Origin of the sequence: Psychrobacter immobilis (assembly GCF_904846185.1) — a bacterium.
GTDB lineage: Bacteria > Pseudomonadota > Gammaproteobacteria > Pseudomonadales > Moraxellaceae > Psychrobacter > Psychrobacter immobilis_B.
This window is the reverse complement of record NZ_CAJGZQ010000006.1, coordinates 80,585-102,770: the sequence shown is the minus strand read 5'-3', so window position 1 is coordinate 102,770 and position 22,186 is coordinate 80,585. Positions and strand designations below refer to the sequence as shown.

Here is a 22,186-nt window from a genome sequence, read left to right as displayed (position 1 = left end):
ATTCAGTAAATGCTTACGATATCATTACTACTCAATTGTTGATTAATTATTCATGGACTACTACAGGAACATATTATGTCAATGGCTTTTGGCTTCTGCACAGCATCTGATGACCAACTAGAAAATATAATTAATGGTAATATCGACCTTCATGAAATGCGTTGGAATACTGACAATCAGTATGAAAATTTCATTCAAGAATCATTCGAGTTTTATTCCATGGAAGTGCTAGAAATTTTGGGAAGTGGTGATTACCCGTTATCCAACTTATTATTTTTAGCAAAGGAAGATAAAGAGTTTTATGAGGCACAGGAAGGTCTTTTATACGATTCTGATGCAGTGACGCAAATTGTATCAGACTTTCAAGAGACAGACTTAAATGAAGTGGTATCAGATATGGGTTATGCAGAAGATCAAGATGTAATTAACCTGTTCCAAAAAGTTCAAAAACTATTTGAGTTCGCAAATGAGAAAGATATTAATGTGATAGGTTTCATAATTTAAAGTAATGTGGCAAGTTTTCTTACAATAAATCTGCCACATTTTTTAATAGACAATATTTACTTGCAATTATTTTTTAGCTTGATTAGCGTCTTCCGCTTGACGACGTGCTTCGATTTTAGCGGCTTTGCGTTTCTCAATCACATCAATCACATCGCTACCAATATGCGCTTCGCCACGTTTCTTTGCCAGCTGCATTTGATGCTCGCGCTCACGGAAACGGGCTTTTTGCTCGTCGGTCGCTTTATCAATGCAGTGTGGGCAAGACTCGCCTTTGATATAAGCAAGGCTTTGCATGTCATCGACAGTAATGGGCATACGGCAGGCGAAGCATTGCTCATAGTTGCCTTTTTCTAAGTTATGATTGACCGACACGCGGTTATCAAAAACGAAGCAATCGCCTTGCCACATAGAGTCGCTGGCTGGAATTTCTTCTAGATACTTTAGAATACCACCTTCTAAATGATACACCTCTTCAAAGCCTTGTTCACGCATATAAGCAGTAGATTTCTCACAGCGTATACCACCAGTACAGAACATCGCGACTTTTTTATGTTTGGCTGGATCCATCTCTTTTGCGACGTATTCTGGGAACTCACGGAACGTCTCTGTATTTGGATTGACGGCATTTTGGAACGTACCGATTTTAACTTCATAATCATTACGGGTGTCGATAAGAATGACGTCAGGGTCTGAGATTAACGCATTCCATTCGCTTGGTTTTACATAGCGACCAACCGATTGCAATGGGTCAATATTCTCAACGCCCATGGTAACGATTTCTTTTTTGAGCTTCACTTTGGTACGATAAAAAGGCTGAGCATCGGTATAAGATTCTTTAAAGGTAAAGCTGCCAATCGCTTCGATACTGCGCAGATACTCAAGGACGTTATCAATACCTTGGCGTGTGCCAGAAATCGTACCATTAATGCCTTCATTAGCAATCAATAACGTGCCTTTGGCATCATTATCGAGCATATTATTTAAAATTGGCTCGCGGTATTGCTCAAAGTCAGCAAAACGCGTGAACTTATATAGAGCGGCAACGACGATGTTATTGGTGACGCTATCGTAGGCTGGGGCTGATTTGTTGTCGGTGACAGTGCTATTTTGGATACTGCTATCTGTATTGTGGTCTTGAATGGTACTCATGTTTTTCTCCTGCTGGCTAGGTCGCAAACCTAGTGCGTTGGGTTTAGGGTGCTTTTTAAAATTAACAGTTGAAATTAATTGGTAAGATTCATAACACTAGCGCGATTGTGGAATTGGCTAATGCGGGCGTAGTGTAGCAAATTTCAAGGAAGTTTTGGAGGTTTTATCATTCTTAAGCCAGATATAGGTGATGATGATAATAGAAATAGACAACAAAAAAGCCCAGTAAAATACTGAGCTTGTTTTGTATTCACTGCGTAAAGCAAAATTAGCGTTTACTTACTCTGGAACCAAGTATCCGCTTTGCTGCGGGCGCTAGCGATATCTGAGCTTGATAAGTTCAATGCCAACTGGCCAATTTTACCGCGTGCTTTGTTACGGACTTTTTCATCAAGCATACCATCACGGGCAGCCAAATCGTACCATTTATAAGCATCAACGAGATTTTTTTGCTTTTCATCTAGCAATGCAAGCGTATAGCTGGCACGGTTATCGCCACGCATAGCGGCTTTTTCTAACCAAACTTTTGCTTGTTGCAAGTTAGGCTGCACACCTTCACCGCGCAAGTACATGATGGCAAGATTCAACTGAGCAGGGGCAACGCCTTGCTGAGCCGCTTTGGTATACCACTGAATAGCTTGCTGGGTATTCTTTGCAATGCCTTCACCTTTCTGTAAGCGCTTGGCTAAATAAAACTGAGCGTGATCGTTACCTTGGGCAGCGCGGTTAGACAGTTCACTAACTGGCATTAGCTCAAAACGTGACGTATCAAGTGGTACGTTTGATATTAACTCAGCGTTTGCTAGACCTGCACAAGAAAATAAGGCAGTAAACAACGCAGCTTTTAATAATTTCATAGCAGCTCCAAAATTAGGTAGTTAATAAGCAAAAAAAGTTGCACCGCTAAAAGAGGTTTAGACGGCGATAACAATTAGGTGAAATCTTGCAATACCAACTTACCCAATCATTAGCAATATAATTAATCGATGTGGTGTGGCAAATTCCTTTAATCGAACCGATAAACGGTCAGAATCAGGGTGCGATTGACACTATTTTGCTAGCTTAACACCCAAACTTACGAAACTCAAATACTAATTACATGATTTAATGCTTATTCATACCTCATTGTCCTCAATAAAATCATAGAGTTACTTAAGCGTAAGAATAAATTAACCAGTCATTAAGGTTGAAATTTGTATTTATGAGCCGTGCTACCGCTTTCAACCAATGCTAGAGCGTGTCCTCAATTCAATCGACTATCCTCTAAATGGGCAAAAAATGGCTAAATTTTACCAAACATCGTCAAATAGCTTAGCAATATCTCGATATTATTTGCGCTACTTTCCTTATTTGACAGCAATTTATCTCATTTTTATCACCATTTTTAAAATGAAGATACGCCCTAAGTAGACAAACCTATTATTCGGGTTTTTGTTTGGTGACACGATAGATAGCGACGTCTGCCAATAGGTTGGGTGCTTGGCGTATCAATGCTTTCATAAGTGGCGTATGACCTTTTTCAGAATCGCTGACGGCAAAGCGGTTGACGATATGAATATCATGCTGTGCACAAAGCTGCTCAAAATCTTTAAACGTACACAGATGAATGTTTGGGGTGTTATACCACTCATAAGGCAATGCCTCTGAGACAGGCATCATCCCTTTAAGTCCTAAATGAATGCGGTTTTGCCAATGAGCAAAATTGGGAAAGGTGATGACGGCTTCGCGAGCAACACGTAGCATGTCAAGTAAGAGCACATCAGGCGATTTCACCGCTTGCAGCGCCCGTGCCATGACGACGGTGTCGAAACTGTTATCAGCGAAACGTGCCAGACCATCATTCAAGTCTTGCTCGATAATAGATAAGCCTTTGGCGATACCATCGTTGATTTTTTCTTCGTCAATCTCAAGTCCGTAGCCGGTGACGCCGCGATTTTGTTGTAAATGCGCGAGTAGCTCACCATTGCCGCAGCCCAAGTCCAGTACATGTGAGTGCGGCGCAATCCAGCGCTCAGCCAATTGATGATCCATTCTCATGAGCGTGCTCCTGATTTTTGCTGGCTGCTTTGATTTGTGCTTTGTGCTGGTTGTTTTGATTTGCTGTCGGTGATAAATGGCGCAGTCAAAAATCCTCGGACGGCACCCATATAACGGGGAATATCAAATAAGAAAGAATCATGACCATGCGGCGCATCGACATTGATATAGTTGACGGGTTTGCCAGTCGCCATCAGTGCATCGACAATCTCTTGTGAGCGCTCCGGCGCAAAGCGCCAATCGGTGGTAAATGAGACCACTAGGTATTGGCATTGCGTATGGGCAAAGGCGGCTTTGAGCGCAGAAAGCTCTAGCTGACGATTCTGTTCACTCTCATCTATCGTTGCCACCGTATCTTCTAACGCAGGTTGCGTGCTTTGTTTACTAGATTCGACTGATGTGGTGATCGAGTCCTTAAGCTGTGTTGCTGATTCTGTCGAATCTGTTGCCATGGCTGATGGATATTCACGTGTTGGATCAAAATAATCTAAGGCTTTTGTCATGAGCAAATAAGTATTGGCATCGAAATTTTCGCTAAAGCGCTCGCCTTGATAGCGTAAATAGCTCTCCACTTGGAACTCAACATCGTAGCCATACATAAATTTGCCAGACTTTAAATCACGACCAAATTTCGCCTTCATCGCATCATCGGTCAAATAGGTGATATGCCCAACCATCCGAGCCAATATTAGCCCGCGACGAGGGTAGGTGCCTGCTTGTAAATAGCGTCCCTCTTTGAAGTCAGGGTCAGACAATATCGACTGCCGCGCCACTTCGTTAAAGGCGATATTCTGTGCTGAGAGCTTTGGCGTGCTGGCAATGACCACGCAGCGTTTGAGTCTATCTGGATAATCGACTGACCATTGCAGCGCCTGCATACCACCCATGGAACCACCAACAATGGCATGCCAAACGTCAATACCGAGACGATCTGACAGCATCGCTTGGGTTTTTACCCAGTCCTTAATAGTGACGAGCGGAAAGTCAGGACCATAAACTTGCAGTTCACTGGCTGGATTGTTTTTGTTTAAACTGTCTTTGTCTAAACTGTTTTTGTTTACATTATTCTGGTCTGAATCGATACTGTCAGGATTAATGGTCGTTGGACCGGTAGAGCCGAAACAGCTGCCGATGTTGTTGACACATACGACATAAAAACGATTGGTATCGATGGCTTTATTAGGGCCAATCATATTGTCCCACCAGCCAGCCTTTTTATCATCAGCACTATGAAAACCTGCCGCGTGATGACTGCCGGATAGGGCGTGGCAAATGAGTACCGCGTTTGATTTATCACTATTTAGCGTGCCATAAGTTTCGATGATTAAATCAAACGATGGCAAAGTACGATTACATTCTAACGTCAACGGCTCAGCGAAATGAAAAATCTGAGGCGTGATAATTCCGACTGAACCGACTGAGTCCACAGGATTAACTAAGCTCGCCGAATGAAGCGTATCTGTCGGGGACTGGTCACTGGTATTATTAGGGCGTGCGTTCAAAGCTACCTCGCAAGACAACAATCATCAATAAAATAAAAAGGGCAAACTGTCGATAGGCAGTGTTGCCAATACTGCTTTGCCGACACTGTTTTCTAAATGTTTTTCTTACAATGTGCTTGCCTATTGTATGGTGATGCGCGTAGGAGTACAACCGTCGAGCGAGTCTTTTGAGCATAGTCTTTTAAGCATGGTTTTTAGGGGCGATGGGTGGTAGGTAGAGAAGGGTTAGGGTGAATCAATGATTGATGACTATCCATAAATAGCAATAAATAGCAATAAATAGCAACTAAGTATCAAATTGTATAAGGGTGCTTTTACCATGCGTTATTAATGGATAAAATGCTACACTAATAAAGCATTTAATCAATCATGACTTAATAATCTTTTATCGCATATTCTTCTTTAATTAACCTAATAATAAAATAGTGCTGCTATGAAACCTGAACTGCCTCCCCGTATTGCCGTCCTATTAGTGAACCTAGGTACGCCAGATGAGCCAACAGCGCCTGCCGTACGTCGTTACTTAAAACAGTTTTTGTCTGACCCCCGAGTAATCGAGATTCCGAAATTCTTGTGGGCGATTATTCTCAATTTGTTTGTATTGCCAAGCCGCCCTAAACGTGTGGCAAAAGCCTATGCCAGTATTTGGGAAGGCGACTCACCGATTCGTAAGATACTAAAGAGCCAAGTGGAGCTATTGGAACCACGGCTTGCAAATAGTGCCGCGCCATTTCGGGTTTCTGTCCATCCGGCGATGAGCTATGGCAATCCTGGTTTGCCAGATGTGATGGATACCTTGCGCGGTGAAGGCGTTGATCACTTTATTATCTTGCCATTATTTCCGCAATATTCGGCTTCCTCTGGTGGCGCTGTTTATGATGCGCTGACGAAGTGGACGCTCAAGCAGCGCAATTTGCCGAACTATACTATTGTCAAAGATTACTTTGCGCATCCGCTGTACATCCAAGCATTGGCTGATTCGATTCGCCGCTTTCAAGCAGAGCATGGCAAGCCTGACAAGCTGATGTTTAGCTTCCACGGTATCCCGCAGCCTTATGCTGATAAAGGTGATCCCTATCCTAAGCGTTGTAAATGTACCGCCGCACAAGTGGCTCACGCGCTTGGTCTAAAGGATGACGAATGGATTATCAGTTTTCAATCACGCTTTGGCAAGCAAGAATGGGTCAAGCCCTATACCGATGTGGTATTAGAAGAGTGGGGCAAGTCAGGTGTGCGCTCGGTACAAGTCATTAGTCCGGCTTTTTCTGCTGATTGTCTGGAAACGCTAGAGGAGCTGGCCATCGAAAATCGTGAAAACTTTCTTCACGCGGGTGGACAAGAATATCACTATATTCCCGCATTGAACTTGGATGAGGCGCACATTGATTTGCTTGAAGCGCTCAGTGCGCCATTGGTCAAAGGCTGGGCGGGAACGCTAGATGGTTGGGCTTAATTGACTGTATTTGTAAGTTATAAAAAAATACCGGACATCATGTTCGGTATTTTTTTGACTAAATGATTTTAATGAATTTGATTAAAATAGAATAAAGTTGGGATTTTTGGTGACTGATATGTAAAACTATGCCAAATAAACTTTTGTGTCATTGTCAATTTTACGTTTGCTTAACTTTATTTTTAAGGATAAACATGTCCAACCCTAATAGTCCATACGCCAATGTGTCATTACAAAAATCAGATGGTCAGCCACCCGTTTTGCCGCCAACCGATGAGTATGGCAGTGCATTACCGCAGTTGCTAACCAGTCCACGTAAGTGTGATGCAGCGGCTGGCATGAGCTGGATTATCAAAGCCTTTGGATTGTTTAAAAATCAGCCGTTATTATGGTTTGGTATCAGTGTGACATTCTTAGTAATTGTTGGTATTGCGTCTTCAGTGCCTCTACTTAACGTCCTTATCATACCCACTATATTTATGTTTATTGCGGGTATTATCAAAGGAGCAGCTGCGCAATCACAAGGAACTGAGCTACGCTTTGATCACTTGTTTTCAGCGTTTAAAAGTCATTGGCAGCCACTACTCATCCTTGGCTTACTATATTTAGTCGGTATCATTATTGCTCTGATTCCGCTATTTATCGCTATGGGTAGTATGATGTTTTCTATGATGTCAGGTGATATGGGCAATAATTATGGGGCGATGAATGACATCTCCTTAGGCGGTATTTTCTTCGGTTACCTGTTGACTATGCTGCTCATGATACCGCTGTATATGGCACTTTGGTTTGCCCCAGCGCTGATTGTTTTGCACAATCTTGAGCCTATCGCTGCCATGAAAAAAAGCTTTGAAGCAGGTAAGGTAAACATCATTCCTATCTTAGTTTATGGCTTAGTTTGTTCGTTGTTATTGCCTATTTTAATCATCTTAACGTTGGGACTGGGTGCATTTTTAGTGCTGCCTGTTATGTTGCTCACTTACTACACCAGTTATCGTGACGTCTGGACTGACCAGCCGTTGTCAGTAATGTAATCAATATTTTATAGTACAAAAAAAGCATGCCCATTATATCGAGCGTGCTTTTTTATTGTGAGAGAGCTTTTTTATCATGAAAGAACTTGGTTAAAAGTCGTCGTCATTACTACGTTCCGCCGCATCTCTATCAGCGATATCAATGATGTCCGGATAATCGCTGTCATCCAAATTATCGTCCACTAATACTTCATCGATTCGCGATTCGTCTATATTTTGATGATGCATAGGGGTTAGCCCTTGAGTCGCATCACTGCCGGCTTGCGAGTTGTCAAATCCTGCGCTATTGTCAATCACATCATCATTATCAAGGGTATGCAACATAGGGTCAGCCAAATCAATTTCTTGGCTGTTATTATTGACGTCCGTATCACCTTCAATGTGATCCATGGCTTCTGGTAATGGGCTTTTTGAATGGTCCATCATGGTTTCCTTATTATTGATAGTTATCATTAGGGAGTTAGCAATCGTTATTGTTGATTTTATTTATTAAGATTCATTTATCAAAGTCAGTGTGACGCGTTATGATGTTCACCGATAGTAGTAAGGTGTCACAGGATGTTAAAAAAATGTAAGACAAGTACAAGATAGACATAAAAATAGGAAATATATGATGGTATCAAGTAGTAGGTTGTTCGTCACAATATCCTTAATCAGTGCCACAATAGGTTTGACGGCTTGTGAAGGTGTACCTTTTTCTGGTAGCAGCGCCCATAGCAGCTTGGATAATGCTGATTTAAAACAGCCGTTAATTATCGATGCCAAACTGCCAAAAGCCACGACAACCATAGACTGCGCACAATTAACACCGAAGCAAATAGTTAAGGTAAAAGGTCACAGCGTACTCAGTGCAAGCTGTGATTTGACAGCCAAGTCGATACGCTTTGAGTTGAATGATTCGCACAGCTCCCTCGACTGTCAGGGCACTCTGCTCAGTACCAGTACTGATGATGCATCAACGGCCAGCGCCATTATAATTAAGCCCAAAACAGATAGCGCTATCGAAGATATTACCGTTGCCAATTGTCATGTGGATGGCTATGGTCATGCGCTACATATTCGACAATATAGCCAGCCCAATCAGCGTTATGCGCGCAGCTTGATAGACCCTGCTGCCAATCGTGCGCTTGCACCAAGCGCTATTCGCGTGATTAATGTGAGTAGTCAAAACAGTATCAATAGTGGCATGTTCGTCGGTGATCATGTGCATGGCGTGAGTTTTGATAAAATACGTATTCAAAACGCAGGCACCGTTGGGTTATATCTGGAATTTGGTAGCCGCGATAATGTGATTCAAAATTCGGTGTTTGTCGGTAATGGCTTCCGTACCTTTAAGCCCAATCGTGAGGCGATAGCGGTTGATTCGTCGAGCAATAACCGTATCGAAAACAATCAATTTATCCATAATGGGGCAGGCAGTATATTGCTGTATCGCAATTGCTTTGAGCATGCTGATGACAGTACGCGGGGCAATCATTTTCAGCGTACCGAGTCGAGCCGTGACAATATCATTCGTGGCAATATTTTTAACGACGAGCCAGTCGGGGTTTGGGTTGCGTCAAGGCAGTCGCGCAATCTCAAAGGTTTTGAATGCGGTGCTTATTTGCTGAAGCAAACGCCATTTGCCAGCTATCATTTAGACAGTGCTAAGGACAATCAAATTATCGATAATCGATTTGAGCAAGTCGAGCAGGGCATTATCGTAGAGGATGACGGCACGCTAATAGCTGGCAATAAGTTTGCAGCGAACGTGCGTTTGCCCATTTATGTCGGTTCTGAAATTCGGGAAGACAGCGTAGCAGGGGCGATAAAAAATACCGTTATTAAAAACAATATTTTTACTGGTAAAAATGCTGAGCAAGCCATAAAAATTCGTGAGGCAAGCAAAACGGCTACTCATATTGAGCAGCCGTAAGTATGGTTTTATATTAAATAAGCGTTACCGGTCAATAACAGTATAACGAATAGGTGATGTTGTTATTAAGCACCAACCTTGGTATTGACCCAGCGGATTACAGAATCTGGCGTGACTTGCGAGACTGCTTGAAAGAGCTTTGCTGGCATGCCCACAGAGTAATGCGTACTTTTAAGTTTACGATTGGGACTGGTCGTCAATTTACACAATGTTTTGGCCACATCGTTGACCGTTAGATGGATGCCCAAGCGATCCATACTGGTCACTTCGATGTCGGCAGTCATGTCAGATTTGACCCACAGCGGCATCACATCGATCACCTTGATACCCAATTTTTCGTATTCAATATTAAGGCCTTCTGTGAGACCTCGCACAAAAAACTTACTGGCCGCATAAGTCGCAACTTCGGGTTGACCATAGATAGCAGAAGCAGAGGACACATTGATAATTTTGCCGTCTTTGCTATCAGCCAGATAAGGTGCCAGTTTATGACAGCCAATCAAAACACCTTTACAGTTGACGTCAATTAAAGCCAATTGCTCATCCAAGTTGGTCGTTGGCAATGCGCCACTGACCAGCACCCCAGCATTATTAATGAGTGCATCAATACCACCGAAATGTTCAATCATTTGCTTGATAGCATGGTCCCACGAGGCAGGCTGGGTGACATCCAGTTGACCTGTAATAATACGCTGTTGTTTGACGGCTTTCTTAAAAGATTTGTCTTTAATGGCGCTTTCAAGGGTCGCGGTATTGGTCGCAAACAACCCAATATGATGGCCTTTTTCCGCCAGCTTTTTCGCTGTTGCCAAACCGATACCACGTGATGCGCCTGTAATCAATATATTCATAATAAGTGACTTAATCGTTATTAATCATGAGTAAATCGAGGTCGTATATTAGGATGCTTATCCCTCGGACTTATTATTATAGCCATTCCACTATAATAATATTACTGCGTTAGCCTCGCTTGAGGTATTAGATATACATCTACACTCGGTTGCCTTGTACTATTTTTAAATTGAACCGACTATAGTATAACAAATTCGTCTAAATGTATTTTGCTAGAGAGTATGACTATTGATGTAGAGCGCAGGGTGAGTAATATAGTAAGTACAAGTATTTATCGCTATCAGCAAAGACATTTTGCATTAACGTGAAGCTGTTTGATAATGCAGCTCGCTTGCCTTTTTTGATTGACAGTCGTAATCGTTTAAGTTCAAGCGCCACAAATAAATCAAGGCAATGCCATAAACAGCAGTTTCTGACAGCTCTTCTATAATAACGCCCAAAGCTTCGGGAATCATAATGGCGTTTTCACCCATATATTCTAATAATACTAAGGCGACGACGGTGAGATACAAAGACACTGGCACCTTTTTTAATATTGCCCAAAGGTAGCGCCATGCATAAGCCAATAAGCCAATGATAAGCAAATAAACGATGGTCAGGACGACGTCTTCCCACCAGTCATAAGAATGGCTGAGCAACATAAAGTCAGTGGGAACCAATAAGTCTGGTAGATAATTTAACTCACGGCGTATCACGGCAAAGAATACCAGCACCGCTGCTAGCCAAAAAGCTCGAATCTGTTTAAAAGTATTTATGGCAGAACTCTGTAGTAAATACTGTAAGCAACGTAGCAGACAGGCGAATAAAATAATGATACCGGGGGCTTCGATGATGCCATCTGAATTCAAAATAAAAACCTCCTGGTTTTTGAAAATAAAAAAATGAGCACAAAGGCTCACTGTAGACCGAACATTATCCAATGACATATAACGCAATAAGCCGCTATTATAACGCCAATGTCAGCGCTATAACGTTATTTAATATAACTAATGAGTCATATGTCATTGTTAATACAAGCAAACAAATGCTCTTTGTTATGCACATTGTTATCGGCTATTTATACCTATGATGATACAACCAATTCAATAGATAGCAGGGTTAAAATAAGGTTTCCATCCGTAATAATGCTGATGGGTAATGGTCCTTATCCGCTGTTTTATCATTATAATAATTTAGCTCTGTTTGTACATAAAGCCACTCTCGCCAGACAGGTTGGCGGTAGCTTATAGCAGGGCCATAGCTATTTAATGTTGATTTATCATCGTCAAAGTAACCGCCCGTAGAGATACCATAAGCCAGCTGTTTTTCGTTGCCAAAATAGTGTACTTGTCTGAGATCGTTACTCCAGTCTGTGCGTTCTTCATCGTCTTGATTGCGATAACGAATGGCGGTGCGGTTATTGATGAACCGCTCAGCATTTATGCCATATTGCAGATTTAGCCCGCCTTTTGCATAGTGCTCACTATCGAGTCCATAACGATAGTAACTATCACTAGTGACAGTCCATTTTTTGTTGTCATACCAGTCTTTATCGACGCTCACTTTTACGTATAAGTCATCGAGCGAGCGAACCCCGACATCGATATCTGTTTTGACCCCTAACTGCTGCTCAACCTCATGACTAAAACGTGACCAACGAAGGGCGATAGAACCATTGTCTTCTCGCGTTTTTCTCCTGTTGACGAGTCCGTCTTGGTTGCTGGTATTTGCTTGGTAAGTATCGCCCGTCACATTCTGTTTTAAGAAGGTATCTTCATCCAAATCCTCATCACCGATAATCAGACTTAATCTTTTTTCTAACATTGGTAATCGTAAGCGGCCGCGAATCCTAGGTTCAACGCTCACGTCACTGCCTGATTGTGGATCGTTGACCCAGCGGGTATCTAGTACAACTCGTAAACTGGCTTTGGCGGGTTTTTTGGGATCCGGTTCGCCGAACCAACCGTCCATTTTGTGTGCCCATTCATGCAGCTGTTCTTGGACCTCTTCACGGCGTTCGTCCGTCCAATTTTTTGCTCCTTGTACTGATGAAGCGGACTGCTCGGCAGATGTTTCGGTAGGTTGAGATCGATAGCCAAATTGATTGAGGTTTTCATCTCGATTAGAGTTAGCGTCATGAGATAACGAAGCTGTGTCAGATTTTAGCGGTTCGACTTTCGGCTCTGTGGTGGGCGTAGTATCCGCCCATGCTTGCGTGCATAAACTTAAACTGGCAAGTGTGTAAAGGGTAATGGTGTTGAGATTTGCTGGTTTAATCATGGAGAGCTTCAATTACTTTGGGTAGCTAAAAAGGACAAACAAAAGTATTATGCCATAGGTCGTTAAGCACATACATATAGAGGCGCTATTATATGAAAGTTTTAATCATTGTAAGCTTGCTTTTGATGGTCTTGCCTTCAGCACATGCTGAAATATCTCTTGATGTCAGGCAAGCTGTTGAAAAAATTATGAGCGTTTATTACAGTTCAAGCTATGATAAGTTGCGTGGTTGTACCTTATATGACGACGGCTCAGAAATCTATTGCCTTGCTCCTAAGCATTATGAATTTAAAAACATCGAGGGAGTAGATACTTTATATGTATTGGTTTCTGGTGATACGGTGGAAGATGGTGCACGAGTGACACCAGGACTTGGCGGATTATTCATACTTTATAAATTAGGCAATTCTTGGGTCGTCTCTGCAAGCAGTCCTTATATAAAAAATGGCGGAGCGGGTAGAAGTCAGCTCAAAGATTTTGATTTAAGAGAAGTGGGTGCTGATAGGTACGGTTGGGTAGGTAAGTTTTGTGGCTCCGGTGCAGGCGGTCAAACCAATTGTTCTTGGAGTATGTACGCTGCTATGACAAGTGGTAAAGTCGAAGAAGTGGCAAGATTGGATTTAGATTATTCGTATGAGCTTATGAGTAAACCGTCATATGGTGAGGCTGAAAGTGATGTTAGTATCAATACAGGTGGGGTTATGACTCAAGGCTTTTATCCCTTAAAAGTCACTGTCGATTACGAACACGGTCTTTATGATAACAACTACGAGCCAATACCCTCTAGTCTGGATAAAGGTACAGATAGCTTTATTGTAGAGTTCAACGAGCAGACACAGACGTTTAACTTGCCAGATGATAAAAGTTAAGATGAAAAATTCTTATTATCTTTAGCGGTTACTGTATTTATCTTTGTCTATCGAGTATCACTTCAGGCATCGTGTCAAGATAGCTGCTAACAGCTAAGCGATCACCATTTGAATCAAAATAATAAAAACTATTGCCTTTTAAAAACTTAAAAGTATCTATGTAATAATTATCAATAAAAATAGGTATGTCATACTCCGTAGGGACGATTATTTTATTATCTTTATTTATCATGCCATAACCATTCTCTTTTGCCACGACTGCCAAGCCATTATGAAATGAATCAGCATTCAGATAGTTTAAGGGTACAACAGTCTTTCCACTGCTATTAATATAACCCCACAGTTCATCCTTTCTTACAGGTGCTAGTCCTTCTGAGAAATACCTGATTTCTTCAAACTGATATGGAATAGTAAGTTCGCCAGTATCATTAATAACACCCCATTTACCCTCGTACTCAACAGCCGCCTTACCTTCAGAAAAAGGTCTGACATCATCATATATTATCGGAATAATGACTTGGTTTTTTTGTTGATGTATCCATGATGTTCATTTTTTTTAACGATGGCGAGTCCTTCAGAAAACTCAGCAGTAAAGTTATAACTGAATGGAACGATGATATTGGCTTGTTTATCAATAAAACCATATTTCCCATCTTTCTGAGCACTTGCTAAACCTTCATTGAAGTCACATAGCTCACCCCAACTTACTCCCTTCGATAACTTATATCCTGGCAATAATCCGCATGCTATTGCGTAATTGCTTAAAGACAAGCTAAAAGCTAGGATGAGTGTGGTCAATAATTGTTTGATAACGGAATCCTTAGTCATCAACGTCAGCTCCTACGAATTAGATACTATCGATTGGGTAGGATATGGGCAATCTAAAGAACAGCCCATATCATATAAAATAAAAACGTTAGGTCTTGAGCTGTTTTATTCTACAAAAATGCTTAATGTGCCTCATCCCAATTCTCACCAGCACCCGTCTCAACCAATAACGGCACAGCAAACTCCACACTCCAGCCTTTTTCAACGGCAGTGGTCGTTAAGACGTCTTGCATTGCATTAGTAATGAGTTGGCTAATCTCATCTACCTTGTCACTATCCACTTCAAACACCAATTCATCATGGACTTGTAGCAGCATTTTGGCTTGCTCTTTTGGCAATACTTGATCGACGGCAATCATGGCAAGCTTAATCAGATCAGCGGCTGAGCCTTGTAGTGGGGCGTTGATAGCTGCACGTTCAGCGCCTTGCTTGACCATACGGTTGCTATGAGTGATATCAGGCGTGTAAAGCTTACGACCCAATATCGTCTCGACATAGCCTTGCTCATGAGCACTGGCGCGAGTATTGATCATATAGTTTTTGACACCCGGATAGCGATCAAAATACATATCGATATAATCTTGTGCCTCATTGCGGCTCATTTGTAGCTGCTTGGCCAGTCCAAAGGCGCTCATGCCGTACAGTAGACCAAAATTAATGGCTTTGGCATTACGGCGCTCGGTCGAGGTTACGTCGGCAACATCCTTGCCAAGTACTTCAGCAGCAGTCGCAGCGTGAATATCTAACCCTTCATTAAAGGCCTCAGTTAAGTTTTTATCGCCTGAGAAATGTGCCATGAGACGCAATTCAATTTGTGAATAATCCGCCGCCAAAATAACGCGACCTTCTGGTGCGATAAAGGCTTGGCGAATCAAGCGACCAGTCGCGGTACGAATCGGAATATTTTGTAAATTGGGATCAGTCGAAGACAAACGCCCAGTACTGGTCAATGCTTGATGATAGCTGGTATGTACGCGATCAGTCTCAGAATCTGCGACATTATCAAGCGCATCGGTATAAGTGCTTTTGAGCTTAGATAGACCGCGATATTCTAAGGTAATATCGACCAATGGATGATCGATTTTTGACAGTACGGCTTCACCAGTAGAGTATTGACCTGATTTGGTCTTTTTGCCACCCGGAACGCCGAGTTTTTCAAATAGCATCTCACCGAGCTGCTTCGGTGAGCCTAAGTTAAACTCTTCACCAGCGACTTCATAAGCGCGTTTTTCTAGCGCGATAATTTCTTCATCGAAGCGCTTTGATAACTCGTTTAAAAATGGGCGTTTGATTAAAATGCCGTTTGCTTCCATTTGACAGAGGATTTCGGCGGTTGGGATTTCTAGCTCATTGAGCAATTTGGTATTATTGTCATCATTGGCTAGCTCAACGCTGAACACCTCAAATAGCTGATAAGTAATGTCAGCATCTTCACAAGCATAGTCGCTAGCGATATCGATGGCGACTTGATCAAAGGTAACTTGCTTAGCGCCTTTACCAGCGACATCTTCATAGCTGATGGTTTGGGTTTGTAGATAATGGCGTGCCAAATCATCCATGCCATGACGGGTAATCGCAGCATTAATCACATAGCTGGCAAGCATGGTATCCATCGCCCAATTATTGGGACGAGCATGAATATTACCCAATAAATCGATATCATAATGGCTGAGAATATGGGCGTCGTACTTTAAATGCTGACCGATTTTACCGATATTTGGGTTTTCTAAAATAGGTTTTAGACGTGTTAAAACGCTATCGCGGTCGAGCTGTTTAGCCGTCAGCTCGTCACCCTCTAGCGCATGTGTCAGTGGTATGTAATAGGCTTCATGCGCTTGTACCGCAAAAGACAAACCGACGATTTGTGCTTGACGCCAATGGACGCTAGTGGTTTCGGTATCAATGACAAAGTGCGGCGCAGACTCTAACAATTCAATCAAACTGTCAAACGCACGCTCATCTAAAATAGTATGCCACGCTCTATCATGCTGTTTGCCGTTTTGGACATTTTCAATATTGGATGATTGCAGAGATTTGGCAACTTGTGCTTGTGATTCAGCATCTGCTTGGCTACTTGCAACACTTTGTGCGCCGTTCCCATTAGCATTGGCTGGATGGTTTGGGTGGTCAAGAGAAGCAAGCTCATTTCTAAACTCAAGCTCGCTATACAGCTCGCGCAATTCATCTATATGAGCACAAGGATTGGTATCGATTTTCAAATCATTCCAGTCTTGACCGATATCTAAGTCTGTGACGATAGTGGCCAGTTTGGCATTGAATGGAATTTCCTCTGCATGCTCAATCAAGCCTTTAGCGCCGCGTCCTTTAATAAAGCCAATATGCTTTAACATATTGTCGATATCACCGTACTCAACGAGTAAGTCTTTGGCGGTTTTTTTGCCGATACCGGGCACGCCTTTAATACCGTCAGAAGCATCACCCATTAAGGTCAAAAAATCAATCATTTGGTTTGGATTAATACCGAATTTTTCGATGACCGCTTGGGTGTCCGTTACTTTACCCGTGAAGCTGTCTTCCAATATGACGCAGTCATTGACCAGTTGCATCATGTCTTTATCGCCAGTTGAGATGACCACATGATGACCTTGCTCGACCGCACGGTGCGCCAGTGTGCCGATAATATCATCTGCTTCTGCACCTTCGATGCGTAACAGTGGAATGCCCAAAGCGGTTACCAAGCGATGGATATAAGGAATTTGCTCCACCAGCTCTATGTCGATGGGCGGACGAGCCGCCTTGTAATCAGCAGACATATGATGGCGAAAAGTGGGTGACTTGGTATCAAAACAGACCGCCATATGGGTCGGATGATATCGACGCATCAGTTTTAACAGCGCATTGAGCGTGCCACGGATGGCATTCGTTATCAGCCCTTGCGAGTTTTGCATAGTCTTTGGCAAGGCGTGATACGTGCGAAACAGATAATAAGAGCCATCAACCAAAATAAAAGGTGGCTGATTTTTGTCCACGTGACTGGTGTCCATAGTCGCTACGTTGGGCATGGTATCAAAATTTGGTAGGGCTTTAGGGTCAAGCGCTTGATGCGAGTTGTGGTTGTTGTCTGCGGAGGAGTCGGTCATATGGTCAGTCATAAAAGTCACTTATTATTAGGTATCAGATAGAGTAAATATCAGATAAAACGATGCTTCCATTATAACGATAAAATCAGACCTTGCCGAACTTCTCGATAGTTATGATATTTCTACTGCTGACAGACGCTCATAAAAAAAGAACCCAGTATTCACTGAGTTCTCTTATAGATGAAGCCGACATTGTTATTATTAAAAACCTATCTCACTTCTGAAGTCACTTCACTATCGATATTACCGTGAGTCGCTTTAGAATATGGGCAGACTTTATTGGCTTTTTCGACCAGCTTTTGGAACTCATCCGCTGATAGCTCTGTGTTTTCAGCAGTGACATGAATTTTCACGGCTAATTGAAAATCTAAGCCTTCACCTTTCATTAAATCTACGGATACTTCAGTGGTAGAGTCAAACTTTGCTTTTTCTGCCCCTTTGACCGCAGCAAGTGCGCCATCAAAGCAGGCTGCATAGCCCATCGCAAATAACTGTTCTGGATTATTACCGTCCTTACTGGAACCCGGCGCGACCATATTAATCGTCAAATCACTGTCTTGCAGACTGGCATTACCTGTACGGCCGCCAGTAACTGTTGCTTTGGTGGAATATAGTGTTTTCATAACATATCCTTTGTTGTGAGTTTTTATGTTCAAGCATTAAATTTTGATAGGGATTCAGCATAACAAACCAGTGCATGAGCAATATAGGTCAGTCGTAAGTATATACTGTGGATTTGTAAGTGAACTGTTAGTAGAATCTTTAGCTGCATTTAACTATCGCAGGAAAAGCTTAATCGCTATAAGTAACAGAAGTATTAATGTAATATAGGAATATAGCTGTAAAAAATAAAGTTACCAAAATAGATGATAAAAAATCTAACCAATAAAGGTCTTATTCGATGAATAAATCAATGGTGTTACCTATTGCACTTTCTTTGCTAACATTTACCCTTGCTGGCTGCGGCGGGGAGGATGATGGTATTTATGGTTCGGGTAGTAATAAGATTACGCTGACCAGCTTTGACAATAGCTATGATAAGCAAGCGAAAGATAGCGCTATTGCACGCATCGATGAGACCTACCGTACTGGTGAGCGTGAAATCAAGATAAAAAATATCGTTAATAATTATAGTAATCAAGGTTTGAATACTTTGGACAGAACGGTATTATCAGACAATTTTGAAGGGCGACTGGAAAACAAAAACATTGAAGTTGATAACCGCATTGTCAAACGTCCTATTTATGAAAAAAACAGTAATAACAAGCTAGACTACGAAACCAATTATAAGACGCTCAACTTATCAGGCTTGCAGGCAAACAGTTATAGCGCTGGTACAAACATAAATAACAGTCGCGGTATTCTCACCGACTTAAATAATTATCCTAAGATTCCAGCCAATGCAGAGTTTCCGATAGGCTCTGTTTGCTATATTCCAGTAGTCGAGAGCGAACGCTCGTTTTTAGCCTTTAACGACAAAAACAAGACGGGATATACATCGCTCGATAAGTGGATTGATGCAGCTGAAAACCGCTTTAGCGATGATAGAGGCTATAGAACTTCTGAGTTTGGTGTAGGCATAGGCAATAAGCAAAAAGCGGCACAAGTGACGTTCTCTGAATACCGAAATCAGCCTGCTTATCAGTACAATGGTGTCGAATATAACGATGGCACGAATGATAAAAATGCTATTTATGAAGCAAATTATGTTGCCAAAGGTGTGATGAATCCGAATACTAACAGTCTTCGCGGTGTGGTGGATTGTACGATAGTCAATGAAGTCGCAGGAGATTTCTTGGCCGCACAAATCAAACGTTACTATTAATCATAAAAACTTATCATGTTAAAAAACTGACCAACACTCTCTATTTGACTATCTAGGGAGTGTTTTTTTATGCGCTAATTCTGCACCTTGACGCTAAATCCGCTACAATACGCTCATTATTTATTCTATTTAGTTAGATTACTGTCTAAAAGACAGCCTTTTTGAAGTTAAGGTTGAAGCCAAAAATTATGAGCGTAGATCCAAAGAAATTAAACAAAGAAGTGGCTAAACGCCGTACTTTCGCCATTATCTCGCATCCCGATGCAGGTAAGACCACTATGACTGAAAAGTTACTATTATGGGGTCAGGCAATTCAGGTAGTAGGCGAGGTCAAAGGCCGTAAGACCGATCGACATGCGACATCAGATTGGATGAGTATGGAGCAAGAGCGTGGTATCTCGATCACCACTTCTGTCATGCAGTTTCCTTATCAAGACCATGTGGTCAATCTATTGGATACACCGGGTCACGCCGATTTTAGTGAAGATACCTATCGTACCTTAACCGCTGTGGATAGCGCGTTGATGATGGTCGATGGGGCTAAAGGGGTCGAAGAGCGAACCATCAAGCTGATGGAAGTCTGCCGCATGCGCGACACGCCAATCATCTCATTTGTCAACAAGCTTGACCGCCAGATTCGTGAGCCGCTTGAGTTGCTCAGTGAAATTGAGCAAGTGCTAAAAATTAAATGTATCCCAGTGACTTGGCCTATCGGTATGGGACAAGATTTCGTTGGCGTCTACCATCTGACCGAAAACAAGACTTACTTTTATGAAAAAGGTAATGGCGGTAAGATGACAGTGTCTGAGACTCGCGAAGGCTACGATTATCCAGATATCCGTGAGCGTTTGGGTCAGCTGATGTTTGACGCTTTTGAAGAGTCACTTGAGCTGGTACAAATGGCGTTAGAAGAGTTCAGTGTTGAGGCGTTCTTAGCGGGCGAGATGACGCCAGTATTGTTCGGTACAGCATTGGGTAACTTTGGCGTAAACATGGTACTTGATACCTTGATCAAATATGCACCGCCACCCAAGTCGCATCCGACCAATGAGCGTGAAGTAGCGGCCACAGAGACGGATTTTAGTGGTTTTGTCTTTAAGATTCAGGCCAATATGGACCCACGCCATCGTGATCGCATTGCATTTTTACGCGTGTGTTCAGGCAAGTATGAAAAAGGCATGAAGCTAAAGCATGTGCGTTTGGGTAAAGACGTACGCATTGCCGATGCACTGACCTTTTTGGCAGGGGATCGCGAAGCGTTAGAAGAAGCGTATCCGGGTGATATCATCGGTTTGCATAATCACGGCACCATCTCTATCGGTGACAGTTTTACCGAAGGCGAAGAGCTGAACTTTACGGGTATTCCGCATTTCGCGCCTGAATTGTTCCGCCGTGTCATCCTAAAAGATCCGCTCAAATCGAAAGCCTTGCAAAAAGGGCTGCAGCAGCTAAGCGAAGAGGGCGCGACACAGGTCTTTATGCCGCAGATTAACAACGATTTAATCTTGGGTGCGGTTGGTGTACTACAGTTTGAAGTGGTCGCGCATCGTCTCAAAGAAGAGTACAAAGTACAGTGTATCTTTGAGCCAGTATCGATTGCCACCGTACGCTGGATTCATTGTGATGATGAAGTGGCATTGGCGAAATTCAAACGCAAAGCCCATGACCAGTTGTCGCTAGATGGCGGTGGTTATTTAACGTATCTTGCCCCATCACGGGTCAACTTGCAGCTGATGCAAGATCGCTATCCAGAAGTCACTTTTAGCAATACTCGTGAGCATTAAAATCCATCGTTTCACGAGTTAGTTTATCTTTTAAGACACGCCAGCCGTGTCTTTTTTATTAGCTTAGATTTAGGTATTAAACGAGAGAGGGTAGGTAGCTATTCGTTAGCAGGAGACAGCAAAACCCTAAAAACACAAACAGTGTTCCTACAATACATCGTAATTGTTACGGTAGAATATCAAGTAACATCTTATGTTTATAAAAGAGGATATATGAACGCTGCGAATCAAATTGATATCAGTCAGCCAACAATGAATCCGCATTTATCGATGACAGCAAGTCGTAGTCTTCTGCTGAGACTGCTTGCCGGCAGTTTACTGCTAGGTAGCATCGCGATGCCTGCCAATGCAGGTAATCTCATCAGTAGCACGGATTATCTAGAATATGAACTGCCTAAAAAAGTGCAAGCACAGTGTGTTGAGCGCGATAACTGTCCAGAAATTGACATCAAATATCTGAAGACCAATCACGGTTGGATCAATGATATCGCCAATGCACGTATTAATAATTTAGTCGTCAATAGTAAACCTACTGAATCTGCGCCTATCAAAACGAACGTCAATCAGACAATGGTGAAAGCCGCCATTGATGACTTTGCCAGCTCACAGTTCATAGATATGCCAGAGGGCAGTTCATGGGCTTATAGTTTAATGGTAACGCCTGAGTATTTAGGTCATGTCAGTGATTTCGAACTGTTTGAAATTAATACTTATGTCTTTACAGGTGGCGCTCATGGCATGCCTCATAGCGAATACTTGATATTTGACCTTAATACCAAAAAACAAATCACGCTTGAGGATATGCTTCAATCAGGCAAGGAATCACGTTTTAAAGCGCTTGCTTATGATGCTTATAAAACTTGGGTCAAAACGGTTGACGACGATGTCAGCAGTTATGAGAAAAACTGGCCATTTACCTTAAGTGACAATGTGACACTGACGGATAAAGGCATCGATATTCGTTATCAGCATTACGATATCGGCCCATATGCCTACGGTATGCCGGTACTTAGTATTCCGTACAGTAAGCTCGACGGTGTCATAAAGCCGCACTTTATACCTAAATAGTTCGGA

Annotated in this window: 20 protein-coding genes; 8 read left to right on the top strand and 12 right to left on the bottom strand. The window is 42.3% G+C overall.

Translation table 11 applies throughout. The annotated features are described in order from the left end of the window. Window positions 1-75 precede the first annotated feature (75 nt). A complete protein-coding gene (locus JMW94_RS04775; RefSeq protein WP_087814015.1) occupies window positions 76-504 on the top strand; it encodes a hypothetical protein in 429 nt (142 codons plus the stop codon). Between the two features lie 66 nt (window positions 505-570). Here JMW94_RS04775 and JMW94_RS04770 read toward each other — a convergent pair whose 3' ends face one another. From JMW94_RS04770 to metX, 4 genes are all read right to left on the bottom strand, one after another. Beyond that, window positions 571-1,653, bottom strand: a complete 1,083-nt coding sequence (locus JMW94_RS04770) for a rhodanese-related sulfurtransferase (RefSeq protein WP_227685417.1) — start codon at window positions 1,651-1,653, stop codon at window positions 571-573. Window positions 1,654-1,928: 275 nt separating this feature from the next. Beyond that, window positions 1,929-2,510, bottom strand: a complete 582-nt coding sequence (locus JMW94_RS04765; RefSeq protein WP_045443681.1) for a tetratricopeptide repeat protein — start codon at window positions 2,508-2,510, stop codon at window positions 1,929-1,931. Between the two features lie 562 nt (window positions 2,511-3,072). Continuing rightward, complete coding sequence (gene metW / locus JMW94_RS04760; protein ID WP_045443684.1) at window positions 3,073-3,690, bottom strand: methionine biosynthesis protein MetW; 618 nt, start codon at window positions 3,688-3,690, stop codon at window positions 3,073-3,075. Beyond that, complete coding sequence (metX, locus tag JMW94_RS04755) at window positions 3,687-5,117, bottom strand: homoserine O-acetyltransferase MetX (RefSeq protein WP_201602273.1); 1,431 nt, start codon at window positions 5,115-5,117, stop codon at window positions 3,687-3,689. The genes metW and metX overlap by 4 nt, the downstream gene beginning before the upstream one ends. 508 nt (window positions 5,118-5,625) lie before the next feature. Here metX and hemH point away from each other — a divergent pair. Then, window positions 5,626-6,645, top strand: coding sequence for a ferrochelatase (gene hemH / locus JMW94_RS04750; protein ID WP_201602090.1), 1,020 nt, complete (start codon window positions 5,626-5,628; stop codon window positions 6,643-6,645). Window positions 6,646-6,839: 194 nt separating this feature from the next. Next, the gene (locus tag JMW94_RS04745) at window positions 6,840-7,679 is read left to right on the top strand and encodes a BPSS1780 family membrane protein (RefSeq protein ID WP_201602087.1); all 840 of its coding nucleotides are present in this window, start codon (window positions 6,840-6,842) and stop codon (window positions 7,677-7,679) included. Window positions 7,680-7,769: 90 nt separating this feature from the next. Here JMW94_RS04745 and JMW94_RS04740 read toward each other — a convergent pair whose 3' ends face one another. After that, window positions 7,770-8,105 carry a hypothetical protein gene (locus tag JMW94_RS04740; RefSeq protein ID WP_227685416.1) on the bottom strand — a complete coding sequence of 112 codons (336 nt, stop codon included), beginning with the start codon at window positions 8,103-8,105 and terminating at the stop codon, window positions 7,770-7,772. Between the two features lie 184 nt (window positions 8,106-8,289). On the opposite strand from JMW94_RS04740, the gene JMW94_RS04735 reads away from it, so the two are divergent. Continuing rightward, on the top strand, window positions 8,290-9,594 hold the full coding sequence (locus JMW94_RS04735) for a right-handed parallel beta-helix repeat-containing protein (protein ID WP_201602072.1): 1,305 nt from the start codon (window positions 8,290-8,292) through the stop codon (window positions 9,592-9,594). Window positions 9,595-9,659: 65 nt separating this feature from the next. Here the strand turns inward: JMW94_RS04735 and JMW94_RS04730 are convergent, their stop codons facing one another. The 3 genes from JMW94_RS04730 to JMW94_RS04720 form a co-directional block, all read right to left on the bottom strand. Beyond that, on the bottom strand, window positions 9,660-10,445 hold the full coding sequence (locus JMW94_RS04730) for an SDR family NAD(P)-dependent oxidoreductase (protein ID WP_201602069.1): 786 nt from the start codon (window positions 10,443-10,445) through the stop codon (window positions 9,660-9,662). Window positions 10,446-10,745: 300 nt separating this feature from the next. Continuing rightward, entirely contained in the window at window positions 10,746-11,294 is a 549-nt protein-coding gene (locus tag JMW94_RS04725) for a hypothetical protein (protein WP_227685415.1), read from the bottom strand. 250 nt (window positions 11,295-11,544) lie between these two features. Further along, complete coding sequence (locus JMW94_RS04720) at window positions 11,545-12,705, bottom strand: hypothetical protein (protein ID WP_201602063.1); 1,161 nt, start codon at window positions 12,703-12,705, stop codon at window positions 11,545-11,547. Between the two features lie 92 nt (window positions 12,706-12,797). Here JMW94_RS04720 and JMW94_RS04715 point away from each other — a divergent pair, with 92 nt between their 5' ends. After that, the gene (locus tag JMW94_RS04715) at window positions 12,798-13,574 is read left to right on the top strand and encodes a hypothetical protein (RefSeq protein WP_201602060.1); all 777 of its coding nucleotides are present in this window, start codon (window positions 12,798-12,800) and stop codon (window positions 13,572-13,574) included. Between the two features lie 37 nt (window positions 13,575-13,611). Here JMW94_RS04715 and JMW94_RS15100 read toward each other — a convergent pair whose 3' ends face one another. From JMW94_RS15100 to JMW94_RS04695, 4 genes are all read right to left on the bottom strand, one after another. Then, window positions 13,612-14,076, bottom strand: coding sequence for a WG repeat-containing protein (locus JMW94_RS15100; RefSeq protein WP_413786185.1), 465 nt, complete (start codon window positions 14,074-14,076; stop codon window positions 13,612-13,614). Next, window positions 14,076-14,402, bottom strand: a complete 327-nt coding sequence (locus JMW94_RS14980) for a WG repeat-containing protein (RefSeq protein ID WP_201602057.1) — start codon at window positions 14,400-14,402, stop codon at window positions 14,076-14,078. Before JMW94_RS14980 ends, JMW94_RS15100 begins: the two co-directional genes overlap by 1 nt. Window positions 14,403-14,524: 122 nt before the next feature. After that, window positions 14,525-17,515: a DNA polymerase I gene (gene polA / locus JMW94_RS04700; protein ID WP_413786183.1), complete on the bottom strand. Its 2,991-nt coding sequence runs from the start codon at window positions 17,513-17,515 to the stop codon at window positions 14,525-14,527. A 197-nt stretch (window positions 17,516-17,712) separates the two neighbouring features. Next, window positions 17,713-18,126, bottom strand: a complete 414-nt coding sequence (locus tag JMW94_RS04695) for an organic hydroperoxide resistance protein (protein ID WP_060490459.1) — start codon at window positions 18,124-18,126, stop codon at window positions 17,713-17,715. 278 nt (window positions 18,127-18,404) lie between these two features. Here JMW94_RS04695 and JMW94_RS04690 point away from each other — a divergent pair, with 278 nt between their 5' ends. The 3 genes from JMW94_RS04690 (at window position 18,405) to JMW94_RS04680 (ending at window position 22,180) form a co-directional block, all read left to right on the top strand. Beyond that, window positions 18,405-19,328: a hypothetical protein gene (locus JMW94_RS04690; protein WP_201602054.1), complete on the top strand. Its 924-nt coding sequence runs from the start codon at window positions 18,405-18,407 to the stop codon at window positions 19,326-19,328. 188 nt (window positions 19,329-19,516) lie between these two features. Then, window positions 19,517-21,112 (top strand): peptide chain release factor 3, encoded by a 1,596-nt coding sequence (locus JMW94_RS04685; protein WP_055125693.1) that lies wholly within the window; start codon window positions 19,517-19,519, stop codon window positions 21,110-21,112. A 213-nt stretch (window positions 21,113-21,325) separates the two neighbouring features. Next, a complete protein-coding gene (locus JMW94_RS04680) occupies window positions 21,326-22,180 on the top strand; it encodes an RsiV family protein (protein ID WP_201602052.1) in 855 nt (284 codons plus the stop codon). Window positions 22,181-22,186 lie beyond the last annotated feature (6 nt).